The organism is Thiocystis violacea (genome assembly GCF_016583575.1).
Classification (GTDB): domain Bacteria; phylum Pseudomonadota; class Gammaproteobacteria; order Chromatiales; family Chromatiaceae; genus Thiocystis; species Thiocystis violacea.
Map to the genome: position 1 here is coordinate 17,226 of NZ_NRRG01000018.1, position 12,088 is coordinate 29,313.

13 protein-coding genes are annotated in these 12,088 nt (G+C 55.0%); all 13 read left to right on the forward strand.

What is annotated here, in order from left to right; all coding sequences use genetic code 11:
- Positions 1-186: 186 nt before the first annotated feature.
- The 13 genes from trbB to CKO27_RS10750 all read left to right on the forward strand — a co-directional run bounded on the left by trbB (position 187) and on the right by CKO27_RS10750 (position 12,063).
- A complete protein-coding gene (gene trbB / locus CKO27_RS10690; protein WP_338115991.1) occupies positions 187-1,152 on the forward strand; it encodes a P-type conjugative transfer ATPase TrbB in 966 nt (321 codons plus the stop codon).
- Positions 1,149-1,535, forward strand: coding sequence for a TrbC/VirB2 family protein (locus CKO27_RS10695; protein ID WP_200374884.1), 387 nt, complete (start codon positions 1,149-1,151; stop codon positions 1,533-1,535). Before trbB ends, CKO27_RS10695 begins: the two co-directional genes overlap by 4 nt.
- The gene (locus tag CKO27_RS10700) at positions 1,480-1,869 is read left to right on the forward strand and encodes a conjugal transfer protein TrbD (protein WP_338115986.1); all 390 of its coding nucleotides are present in this window, start codon (positions 1,480-1,482) and stop codon (positions 1,867-1,869) included. Before CKO27_RS10695 ends, CKO27_RS10700 begins: the two co-directional genes overlap by 56 nt.
- A complete protein-coding gene (locus tag CKO27_RS10705; RefSeq protein WP_200374885.1) occupies positions 1,866-4,448 on the forward strand; it encodes a VirB4 family type IV secretion/conjugal transfer ATPase in 2,583 nt (860 codons plus the stop codon). The genes CKO27_RS10700 and CKO27_RS10705 overlap by 4 nt, the downstream gene beginning before the upstream one ends.
- A gap of 170 nt (positions 4,449-4,618) precedes the next feature.
- Positions 4,619-5,221: a VirB8/TrbF family protein gene (locus CKO27_RS10710; RefSeq protein ID WP_200374886.1), complete on the forward strand. Its 603-nt coding sequence runs from the start codon at positions 4,619-4,621 to the stop codon at positions 5,219-5,221.
- A gap of 13 nt (positions 5,222-5,234) precedes the next feature.
- Entirely contained in the window at positions 5,235-6,104 is an 870-nt protein-coding gene (trbG, locus tag CKO27_RS10715) for a P-type conjugative transfer protein TrbG (RefSeq protein WP_200374887.1), read from the forward strand.
- A 2-nt stretch (positions 6,105-6,106) separates the two neighbouring features.
- Positions 6,107-6,601 (forward strand): conjugal transfer protein TrbH, encoded by a 495-nt coding sequence (locus tag CKO27_RS10720; protein WP_200374888.1) that lies wholly within the window; start codon positions 6,107-6,109, stop codon positions 6,599-6,601.
- Positions 6,598-7,914, forward strand: a complete 1,317-nt coding sequence (locus CKO27_RS10725) for a TrbI/VirB10 family protein (protein ID WP_200374889.1) — start codon at positions 6,598-6,600, stop codon at positions 7,912-7,914. The genes CKO27_RS10720 and CKO27_RS10725 overlap by 4 nt, the downstream gene beginning before the upstream one ends.
- Before the next feature lie 28 nt (positions 7,915-7,942).
- Positions 7,943-8,740 carry a P-type conjugative transfer protein TrbJ gene (trbJ, locus tag CKO27_RS10730; protein ID WP_200374890.1) on the forward strand — a complete coding sequence of 266 codons (798 nt, stop codon included), beginning with the start codon at positions 7,943-7,945 and terminating at the stop codon, positions 8,738-8,740.
- 1 nt (position 8,741) lies between these two features.
- Positions 8,742-10,004 carry a P-type conjugative transfer protein TrbL gene (gene trbL / locus CKO27_RS10735; protein ID WP_200374891.1) on the forward strand — a complete coding sequence of 421 codons (1,263 nt, stop codon included), beginning with the start codon at positions 8,742-8,744 and terminating at the stop codon, positions 10,002-10,004.
- 12 nt (positions 10,005-10,016) lie between these two features.
- On the forward strand, positions 10,017-10,943 hold the full coding sequence (locus tag CKO27_RS10740) for a lytic transglycosylase domain-containing protein (protein ID WP_200374892.1): 927 nt from the start codon (positions 10,017-10,019) through the stop codon (positions 10,941-10,943).
- Between the two features lie 33 nt (positions 10,944-10,976).
- Complete coding sequence (locus tag CKO27_RS10745) at positions 10,977-11,717, forward strand: tyrosine-type recombinase/integrase (RefSeq protein ID WP_200374893.1); 741 nt, start codon at positions 10,977-10,979, stop codon at positions 11,715-11,717.
- Complete coding sequence (locus CKO27_RS10750; protein ID WP_200374894.1) at positions 11,695-12,063, forward strand: hypothetical protein; 369 nt, start codon at positions 11,695-11,697, stop codon at positions 12,061-12,063. The genes CKO27_RS10745 and CKO27_RS10750 overlap by 23 nt, the downstream gene beginning before the upstream one ends.
- The last annotated feature ends 25 nt before the right edge of the window (positions 12,064-12,088 follow it).

Below are 12,088 nucleotides of genomic sequence, written 5' to 3' on the forward strand. Positions count from 1 at the left end.
ACAAAAAAGGGAACACAAGAGATATCCTCCTGATCAGCAGATAGCCACGACTTCGATATCAGAAACACTTGCGCAAGATACGATAGCAGTATATCGTTTTTGCGTGAACTGTGTAACAGAAGTTGGAGGGGATCTGTGTCCACGAAAAGCGGACAAGAGGGAGGCCAGCACGACCCCGTTGGATCGGTGGCGGAGCGCGCATGCAGGAAATTGGAAAGGGATCTTGGCCCTGACTTAATGGCACTGCTGAGAGACCCCGCTACCCAAGACGTGCTGGTGAATCCCGACGGCCAGGTCTGGATCGAGCGTCACGGTAGTCCGATGGAGTGCGTTGCCGCCTTGTCGGCTTCTCGCCGGCAAGCCGTGATTGAGACCGTTGCCGGTTTCCATGGACTTCAGATCGACCTCAAGAACCCTACCATCGATGCAGAACTGCCAATCGACGGAAGCAGATTTGCGGGTGAACTGCCACCTGTTGTCGAGGCCCCATCGTTTTCCATCCGGAAACACGCCAGCGCGGTGTTCTCCCTGGACGAGTACGTTCGCCAGGACACCATGTCAGACGCCCAACGTCAGTATCTCCAGCAGGCCATCGCGGCTCGCAAATCCATCCTCGTCATAGGGGGGACAGGCAGCGGTAAGACAACGCTGGTTAATGCACTCCTGAAAGAGATGGTTCGGCAAGACGCGTCGCAGCGCATCCTCGTCGTCGAGGATACCCGCGAACTGCAATGCGAAGCGCCTAACCGCGTTCATCTCCGAACATCTCCGACTGTATCCCTCACCGATCTCGTTCGCGGCACCCTGCGACGACGGCCAGACCGGATCATTGTTGGAGAGGTGCGAGGCCCCGAAGCCCTCGATTTGCTGATGGTGCTCAACACAGGGCATCCAGGCGGCATAGCGACCCTCCACGCCAACGACGCCGCATCAGGCCTCACTCGACTATCAACTCTCGTGTCGATGCACCCCCACGCACCGCGTGAAATCCCGCCCCTTATCGCTGACGCGGTCGACCTGCTTGTGTTCATCGAGCGCACGCACTCAACCCCCACACCCCGCAAAGTGAGCGAGATCCTCGAACTGCACGGGTTCGAGAACGGCTCGTACGTTGTTAATACCCCTCTTTTCATCAAAGGAGATCCACCATGATTCGCACGCCTTTCGTCACGGTTTTCAAGTACGTGCCCGCCCTTCTAGCGTTTTCTATCATTGTCCTGGCACTACTGAATACTGATCCCGTATTCGCTTCTGAAGGCTCCGGTGGTGGTCTTCCTTACGAGAGTTGGCTGGAAAAGTTCCGCAATAGCATCACAGGGCCTACCGCATTCACGTTCGGCATACTCGGTATTGTCACCGCCGGTGCGATACTGATCTTCGGCGGTGAGTTGAATGGTTTTATGCGGACTTTCGTATTCATCATACTGGTTATGGCGTTGATCGTGTCCGCGCAAAACATCATGAGCGGTCTGTTTGGTCGTGGCGCTGAAATTGCTGCATGGCCTGCTTGGTTCGATCGAGTCGGATATTGCTGATAACGAGGATCAGGAGAAGACATTGGCCCTTCGATCTATACCCATTCATCGCGTCGGGACGCGGGAAAACCTATTCTTAGATGCCGACCGTGAAATGACGATGCTTTTAGCCCTGGTCTGCTTTGCGCTGGTGTTTAGCGCGCAAGAGTGGCGAGCTGGTATATATGGCACCGTTCTCTGGTTCACTGGCCTCTATCTTCTCCGGAAGGCAGCCAAATACGACGCGAAATTGCGCCATGTCTATCTACGGCACATACGGTATGCGCGTTACTATCCAGCGCGCTCGACTCCGTTCCGCGTCAACACCCCTAACCAGGGCAGGCAATACAGATGAACATCACCAATGACATCGTTGTGCTCGGCCTTGCGGGTCAAGCGATATGGTTAGGATGTGTCGCTATTATTTTGATTACTGTTCTCGTTATTTGGATTCAGAAAGCAGCGGCGGCGACAACGCTAAAGCGGCATAGATCGAAATCCGCCGGTCTGTCAGATTTGCTCATCTATGCGAGCCTCATCAAGGAAGATGTGATCCTTGGAAAAGATGGCAGTTTCATTGCCTCATGGTTGTTCCGTGGAAGAGATTCTCATGGCGCCACGGCAGCGGAGTTAGAGCAGGTTTCGTTTCGTATCAACGAAGCCGTTAGGTCTCTTGGTAATGGATGGGTGATCCACATAGATGCCGTGCGAGAGGAAGCCCCTGGATATCCTGCTGCAACCGAGTCTCGTTTCCCAGATCCGTTGACTAGCGCGATTGATGACGAGCGTCGCCAATATTTCGAGCAGCGAGGGACTGTTTATGATGGATACTTTGTCATTACGCTTACTTGGTTACCCCCGCTACTCGCCGAGCGCCGATTCATTGAGTTGCTATATGATGACGAAGGCCAAGAAAAAAAATCCTCTCGGGAACGCGCGCAAGATCTGCTAGATAGATTCGAGCGCGATATTCTGTCCCTCGAAAATCTCCTCTCTATCGCTTTCCAGATTACTCGTCTTCGTGGCTTTACGAAGGAAACAGAGGAAGGCGAACAAGCGATTTACAGCGATCTACTCGCATGGGTACAGAGGTGCATTACTGGATCCTACCAACCTATTCAGGTTCCACCTAATCCGGTCTTCCTTGACCACCTTATCGGTGGCGCCGAATTTTGGCCTGGCGTCATGCCAAAAATAGGTACTCAGTTCCTACAGGTGATAGGTCTCGAAGGACTCCCATCGCTCTGCTATCCAGGGATACTCAACACCCTTGCAGAGCAGTCTTGCGAATATCGGTGGTCGACGCGATTTATTTTTCTCGATCGCTATCAAGCATTGGCGGAGCTGCGTAAGTACCGCAAGAAGTGGAAACAGAAGATTCGTGGATTGTTCGATCAGATGTTTAATCTCGGCGGTCCCCAGAATCAGGATGCCGTCGACATGACCGCGTCGGCTGAAGCAGCGATGGCTGAGTTGTCCTCTGGTGAGGTCGGTGCGGGATATTACACGAGTGTGATCGTCCTTTATTCAGAAGACCGAGCACGACTGGAGCAGGATACTCAGCAGGTGATAAAAACGATCCAGCGCCTCGGTTTCGTACCGAGACTCGAGTCGGTGAATGCCGTAGATGCCTTCCTCGGGTCACTCCCTGGGCACGCTGTAGAGAACGTGCGGAGGCCATTGATGAATACCCTAAACCTGGCGGACCTCATACCGGTTAATACTATATGGACGGGATCGAGGACGGCACCATGCCCGTATTATCGCGAAAACACGCCGCCTCTGATGCAATGCGTGACCAGTGGACGATCCCCATTTCGCCTAAACCTGCACGTCGGCGACCTCGGTCATACCTTAATACTTGGGCCTACCAGATCAGGGAAGTCAACGCTTCTTGGTCTAATGCTTGCACAATTGCGGCGATACGCTCGTATGGAAATATTTTCTTTCGAGATCGGAGAAAGTCAGTATCCATTGACGGCCGCGTTGCGCACCACGTCAGACGCTCAACACCACCGCTTAGGCGGCGGCGATACGCAAATTGGCTTTGCGCCATTTAGCCACCTAGAAACGTCGTCAGACCGAGCATGGGCAGCGGAGTGGGCGAACATTCTCTTGGGTGTTGCAGGACTAGCAACCACGCCCGTTCAACGCAACAAAATAGGTCTAGCACTAGAGTCGATGGCCGAGACGAAGTCGCACACCCTCTCCGACTTCGCGACGGGTTGCCAAGACGAGGCGATACGTCAAACACTGCGGGAGTTCACTATCGACGGCCCTATGGGTCATTTGCTCGATTCAGAAAAAGATTCTTTGCATTTAAGTAGTTTTGTAACATTTGAATTGGAAGATCTGATGGAGCTTGGCGAACGGTTTGCGCTCCCAACACTGCTCTATCTATTCCACCGCATTGAATCTCGTTTAGACGGTCGTCCCGCCGCTATCATTATCGACGAGGGTTGGTTTGTTCTTGACCACGAACTGTTTCGTGCAAGGCTAAGGAAGTGGCTGAAAACTCTCGCCAAGAGAAACTGCATTGTTATTTTTGCGACGCAAAGCCTCTCGGATGTTAGTCAATCAGGAATTATGGATGTTATCGCCGAGTCGACAGCAACCAAGATCTATTTGCCAAACGTCAATGCGCGCGATGACGATGCAAGCGCCTTGTATCGGCGCCTCGGTTTGAATACGAGACAGATCGATATTCTTGCAGAGGCCGTTCCTCAACGACAGTATTACATTGTCTCAAGTTCTGGTCGGAGGTTGTTTGAGTTGGCACTAGGAGACCTGGCCCTGGCATTCGTGGGTGCAACAGACAAAGAGTCTATTTCGACGATTAAGTCACTGGAGAAGCAGCACGGCGCACACTGGATTGATACCTGGCTGGATATGAGGCGGGTTAGATCAAGCAATTTACACAAGGAGGCGGCCTAATGAGAATGTCGTCCTGCAAGAGCGAGGAAGATCAGAAGGAGGGATCTGTACGGCCTCGTCCTATGGCATCTGTTACGTCATTCACAAGTCATGACAAGAATCCTTATCTCCACGCATCGCGAACGTGGAAGTACGTCTTGGATGTTACGGCAGGAGGCCAAAAAGTATGGATGATCACTGCCCTGTTCGCGATGGCGATAGCATTGACGCTATCAGGGGTTGTGACATACCTCGCGACAAGAACGCAGTATCAACCATATATCGTCGAGGTCGATGAGCATGGTCAAACCATCGGGAAAGGGCCGATCAAAGCGGTATCAATTAACGATTCACGACTTCTGCGTGGAGCCGTCGCCGAGTTCGTCTCTGACTCTCGAACGGTAACGCCTGATGTGGCGCTTCAGCGAAAGTTTGTGTTCCGGACGTACGCGAAGCTATCACCAGAAGATCCGGCAACGGTGAAGATGAACGAGTGGATGAACAAAGACCACAAAGCCAACCCTTTTGAGCGCGCAAAGAAAGAGATGGTAAGCATCGAAGACGTCACATTATTAGCGCAGTCGCCTGATACGTGGCAAGCAGAGTGGACAGAGGTGACAAGGGACAGGCAAGGATTACCGGTCAAGTCGACGAGCGGTATCCCGGCAAGAGCGCACATGCGAGCACTCGTGACGATCTACCTGGCGCAGTCGCGAAAGATGACAGAGGAGGAAATGGAAATGAATCCACTAGCGATTTTTGTCAGAGACTATTCGTGGAGCCAAATTCCATAAAGAGGCAGCCAGTATGAAGCCTGAAATTGTCATAGCATTAGTCGTGATCATGGTCGGCCAAGCCACATTTTCGTATGCGGCCGAATCAGTAGAAGACAAGTATTTTGAGGGTACCAGCGATCCGGTGCTAACACCACAAGAAGTGGCGGCGTTGAAGATCGCGAAGCGGTCACTCGTTAAGGCAAGCCCCGCGCCGACCATTGCGGAGGATGGATCGGTGCGGATGGTCTATGGCATGGGTACACCAACAATCATCTGTGCACCCATGCAAGTGTGCGATATCGAGTTACAGGCGGGTGAGATGGTGACGAGCAACCCGAATGTTGGCGACACTGCGAGATGGAAAGTGGAGCCGGCAATCTCAGGAGCAGGGGAGCGAGAGACGATTCACATCATCGTCAAACCGGTCGACGTGGGCTTGACGACCAGTTTGGTGGTGCCGACAGACCGCAGGACCTATCACTTCACGTTGAAAAGTACTCGCGATCGGTTCATGCAGCGCGTGTCGTTTAGCTATCCGGAAGATGCGATGGCGAAGTGGAATGAGCTAAACGCGAGGGCCAGGCGTCAGATTTTGCCATCGAATGAGTATCTTGGGGATCTCAAGTTTGACTACGAAGTTTCTGGTGATGCGTCATGGAAACCCGTAAGGGTTTACAACGATGGCAAAAAGACGATCATCGAAATGCCGGAGGCCATCGCAAGTACAGAAGCGCCGATACTCCTCGTCTTGAGAAGAGACGGGCCATTCAAGAAGAGTAAGGTCATGGTGAATTACCGGCTCCAAGATAAACGATACATCGTTGACGCTCTGTTCGAGCGAGCGATCCTGGTCGCGGGTGTTGGCATGGGCCAGGAGAAAGTCACGATTGCGAGGAAATAGTCATGAAGTTGATCCAAATTTTTGCGCTGCTATCGGCTGCCGTCCTATCAGGCTGCGCGACGACGCCAGGCCCCTACGGGAATTATCTGGAACCCCAAACTTCAGAGGCATACAGCCAGCAGCTCGCGCAAGATGTGGCGACGCAAATGGCTCGAGTGTGGGCACCCGCACAAACGGAACTCTCGCTGGAACATCCAGCAAAGGACGGCTTTGGCGTGGCGCTAGTCGACGCCTTACGCGGTGCCGGATTCGCCGTGCGCGAATACGATGAACACGGGCCGGGTGGCAAGAGCCAGCAGGAGGGACCGGCTGTCGATGCTGGTAGCGGGAGCACTGGATCGGAATTGCGGTACGTGGTCGATCAATTGGATAAGAACCTCGTGCGGGTGTCTGTGGCGGTGGGCGAAGAAGGTATTGCACGCGCCTACTCGACGGAGGGAGGTAGCGTGACGCCTGCCGGGATCTGGGCTATACGCAAAGGGCAGGGGTCAACATGAGCACGGACACGTTAGATCCATTGGATCCGAATGCATCTCCAGACCGAGCGCAAGGGCCGCGAGTCCGGAGGATCAACCAATTACCGCTTTTGATTGGTATTGGCGTAGTCCTGACGTTCGTGATGATGGTCGCACTCGTGGCATGGTCGAGAGCCCAGGCTCAGAAGCACATCGACGCACAGGATCTGACGGCAAGCGGCTCGGGAGATTTTGCGAAAGCTCTAGCAGGTGACCGAGAGGGCTATATCCCGCCAGATATGCCAGTGGTGCCGGATCTGCCGGCAGCAGAAATCAGGGAGCCTCTGCCGTCGCCAGCCCCGCCGACAGAAGTGACTGCGGGGGGTACTCCACAGCCGGATCGGGATGAAGAGCGGGAGAGGATCCGGCAAGCGCGCATGGCGCGTTTCGAGGAGGCGCTGACCGGCAGCACGGTGATACAGGCGGTGATACCTCGCGCTCGTCCTGGCGCTGTCGCGTCAAGGGCGACGGGGGAAAGTGGCGACGCCACCGTCGGCGATCTGCGCCAACTTCAAGACAAATTGAAGGCCGCCCGTAGTCAGATTGGTGCCATTGCTGGTGGAGCGGGATTTCAGGAGCAATTAGCTCAACTGCAGGGAGCCAAGGGATCGGCGAATCCTTACCTAGCGTTTGATAAGCAAGGCACGGGGGATCGCTGGCGGCTCGGCTCTTACGTGGAGGCGCCGACAACACCCTATTTGGTTCGCGCGGGCGCGGTCATACCAGCGACTCTCATCAGTGGCATCAACTCCGAGCTTCCGGGCCAGATCGTCGCTCAAGTGTCCCAAGACGTTTTTGACACAGCGACAGGTCAGTATCTACTCATCCCTCATGGGACAAAGATCGTTGGTCAATACTCCAGCGAAATTGTCTTCGGACAACGTGCCGTATTAACGGCATGGCAAAGGCTTACTTTCCCCGATGCCAAAGTCCTAGACATCGGTGCGATGCAAGGTTCGGACTCTGCTGGCTATGCGGGATTCAGGGACAAGGTTAACAATCATCTTCTGCGGACATTCGGTTCCGCGCTACTGATGAGCATCATTACGGCAGGAGTCGAAATCAGTCAAGACTCCTATGATTCCAACGATGACAACAGCGTAAGAGCCGGAGACGTGATGAGCGCATCGCTCGGGCAGGAACTCGGAAGCGTCTCCTCCGAAGTCATTCGAAAAAACATGAATGTATCTCCTACCTTGGAGATTCGGCAGGGGTATCGACTAAACGTAATGGTGACAAAGGATTTGGAGCTGCCAGTGCCATACCAATCGTTCGATTATTCAGTGGGGGGGTAAAAGTACGATGCCTTCTATCGCAAAGGAGATGAGAGAGAAGCAAGCGCCACTCGTCGGCGCCGTCAGCCTTGCTATTACATTGGGGGTTGGCGCGATTACGACCGCACCAGTGATGTATCCCAAACCGGCAATGGCGTTCGACATCGTCTATGACCCATGGAATTATGCGAAGAATCTGATCACTGCGATTGAGAGCGTAGCGCAGACATTACACATGATCGAAGATGCCGTAATGCAACTCAAACACTACGAGGACATGATCAAGAACACATTAGCGCCGGTGGCTTACGTGTTTGACAAGGTACAGGAGATCGAACGCACGATCGCCGACATTGCGGATACGGTCAATAATTTTACTAACCTATTCGGCGATTTCGATGCATATTTGCAGAAATACCAGGATATCGACTATTACCGCGACAGTCCTTGTTTTAAAAAAATGGGCTGCTCGAAAGAAGAATGGAATCTCGTTCAATCCGTTAAGGATACGGCATCGAAAGCGAAAATGACGGCAAATGAAGCTGTTATGAAGCTGCTGCGGCAACAACAGACATCCATCACCGATGAAGCGAAGAAACTCGACAAGCTGGCGGATAAGGTCACTGACTCTAATGGGCGCATGGAGGCAATGCAACACGCGAACGAACTCGCGGCAATGGAAAATCAACAGCTACTTCAGATTCGCCAACTGATGATGACGCAACAGGCGTCCGTAACGACTGAAATGCAGGACGAGGCGAACCAGGACGCGATCCATGTCAATGGGGATCGCTTATACTTCGTCGGTTCCTATGAAAAAACCGTTGGTGGGAGTGGAGGCTGGTGATATGCAATCGATCCTTCGTTCCGTCTTGTATCCATTACCGGTTTTCGTTTTCGCACTAACTTGTACCCCAGCGCACGCGATAGATTCTGTTACGGAATCTGGATTGTTTAACGAAATCATTGGGCGATTCGTTAGCGAAATGGAAGGATGGGAGCCGGTATTGCTCCCACACGCGACAAATATTTTCTGGTTTCTGGTAACGGTGTCGATGGTCGTGACCTTCGGCAAGTTAGCGCTACAGAGGGCAGACATGCAGGAGTTCGTCCGGGAAGCGATGATGTTCATCTTGACCACCGGTATATTCTGGTCGCTTCTCAGCTACGGCACTAATATCGCGATCGATTTCATCAACTCGTTACGACAGATGGGGGGTACGGCGACTGGACTGGGTCCGAAGATCGACCCGCAGACAATCCTTGACGTTGGAATGCAGGTACTAATGGACGCAAAGGACTCCTTTGAACTGCATCACCCATTGGTGAGTCTGGTGGCGCTCATGGTCGCATTTCTTGTGTTATGCCTGTGCGCACTCATCGCATTAAATATGCTGATCTTGATCATCGCGAGCCTAGTGATGGTCTATGCTGGCGTGATCGTGTTAGGTTTCGGTGGATCACGATGGACGTCTGAGATAGCGATAAACTACTACAAGAGCGCGATAGGAATGGGCCTAAAGTTGATGACAATGAGCTTGATCGTCGGCATTGGTGTCTCGTTCGCTCAAGAATTACTCGAAGCGAAAGCGGAATCGGTTACATTAAAAGAGCAAGCCGTGATATTCGTTGCGGTACTGATGGTTTGGGGGCTATCAAAAGAACTACCGAACATGGTGGCGAACCTTGTCCTTTCAGCGAATATAGGATCGTCGGTGGGAAATCATGGCATCGGGACGGCTATGGCGGTAGGCGGCGGCGCTGCGGTGATCGGTGGCGGTACCCTCGCGGCCGGCAAGGGCATGCTGACACAAGGTGCCGGCGCGGTCGACGCGGTGGGTGCGGCCATGGCCGCCCGATCAAGCGGAGGGGCGGACACCTCCGCGCCGAACGCCCAATCGGGGCCAACCGGAGGCGCACAGCAGGGCGCAAGCCAATCGCCATTGGAAGCGGCATCGAACAGCGGAACAGCGAAAAGAGGTCCACGTGGATCCGCGATAGCGACACTGGCTAAAGGGGTAGGGGCGGCGCTGAAGGACAAGAAGGATTCCGCCGTCAGTCACACCGTCGGTGGAAAAATCGCGAACGCCATCCGATCCGGCAATCGTTAAAGGAGTAGAAAGATGAGCCTGAGAAGGGACACGATTGCAGCGGTCGTGCTAATGGCGTGCGCGGTGAGTTCTGTTGGTGCCAAGCCGAATACTGCATCAGCACACACGGCACAGTGGGAACAAATACGAGCGGGCATGGTGTTGGACAAGAGTCATCCCCGCATTGAACGGGAAGCCAAGGCGTTACTAGCTCGCGATCCAGGTCTCGTTGCAAAACTCCATCGCCGTGCAGCCCCGCATTTAGAGCTTATCATCGGCGAGATCGCAAGACGTGGCCTGCCGATGGAATTGGCGGCGCTCCCTGCCGTCGAGAGCGGTTACAACCCGCGCGCGACGTCGCCAAAGGCAGCGGCAGGTCTGTGGCAGTTCATCCCCTCTACCGCTCGCGACATGGGCTTGCAGGTCAACGCGAAGTCAGACGAACGCCGCGATCCATTTGCCTCGACGCGGGCGGCTCTCGACTATCTGGAGCTGCTGCACGCGCGTTTTGGCAATTGGGAACTCGCGATGGCGGCCTACAACTGCGGCCCCGAGCGCGTGGACACGGCACAGAGCAAGAACCGACGCGCGGGGTTACCGATCGACTTCTGGTCCCTGGATCTCCCGAACGAGACGGAACACTACGTGCCAAGAATCCTCGCGACCGCGAAGATCGCAACAGGCGCGAGGGGGCCAGCATTACTCGCCAAGCGCAAGTCTGACGACACGCTCGCGGCCTTACCTGTGCAGCCAGAACAGATCGGCGCCCAATGGGACGCCACGATCGAGAAGCTCGCACGCCGGCAGTCGTTCAGGGCGGAACAGCGCCGCCGCATCCTCGCCCACGAGCCACTCCTCTCGGTTGCGTCGACCAGGATCGAAAGCATTGCGATGGAGCGCGGCTATCACCCGTCCGGGATCGTTGAACGCGGTCGCCAGCGGGTCGCTGCAACAGAATAGGCTACGCTGTTTCACCAATCCGCCATAAGCGACGTGAACCCACTGGAACGCGAGGGCAGGGCGCCCGACACCCCGGAACGCAGCAACAGATCATCCAAGAAAGGTTACAACGTGGACCTGGTCGACCGCGCTGGGCGCCGGCTGTCCCTCACGCGCGAAGAGCGCTTGGCCTTCTTGGCGGCGCTCGACAAGCAGCCGGGAAGTGTGCGGACCTTCGGCCTGGTGTTGGCCTATACGGGCTGTCGGCTGTCGGAAGCGCTCTCGCTGACGGGGACGCATGTCGATTTCGAGGCACGTTGCCTGATTTTCGAGACGCTGAAGAAACGCCAGCGCGGCGTCTTTCGTCAGGTACCACTCCCCGATACGCTCATCGAGGCGATCGATCGCGTGCATGGGATAAGAGACAACACGCGACAAGGGAAAGCCTTGGAGGATCGTCTTTGGCCCTGGTCGAGGACCACGGGGTTTCGGCGAGTCAAGGAGGTTCTGGAGGCGGCAGGTGTCAGCGCGGGACCGCACCGCAGCCCGAAAGGGTTGCGCCACGCCTACGGTGTGAGCGCGATCCTGGCGGGTGTTCCGCTCAATCTGCTGGCCATCTGGATGGGACACGCATCAATGCATGCGACAGCGCTCTACACGCGCTCGCTCGGGGGCGAGCAACAAGCCATCGCGGAACGGATGTGGAGTACCTATGAAGAACCGTCAGCGCAAGCCACTCACGACCCTTTTGCTATGGACAAGCCTGTCAGCGGTGCCACTTCACGGCTGTATTAACTACAGCGATTTCCTGAAGCCCGCGACAGCGACAAAAACCATTTCCGCGCCGTCTGGCAAGCGCGCGATGACGGCTGCAATCGCCGCGGCGGGCAAGACCGGCTGGACGCCGAAAGTCATTTCGCTGGAGACGAACTATATGCTGGCCGAACAGGAGCCGGATGTGGTCGGGCGCTCCGCCAGGTCGTACGCCTTTTCGCTGGAGGTCAGACTTCCAGAGCGCGGTCGTGGACGCGTCACGGTCACTGTGGTGCCGCCTCAGGGGATCACGAGCGACACGCCGACCCAGGTTTACGCGGACGCGTTTGTGCAGGCACTGGCCCGAGAATTGGGGCACGGCAAATAGAGGTCTGCTCACGAAACGGAAATAA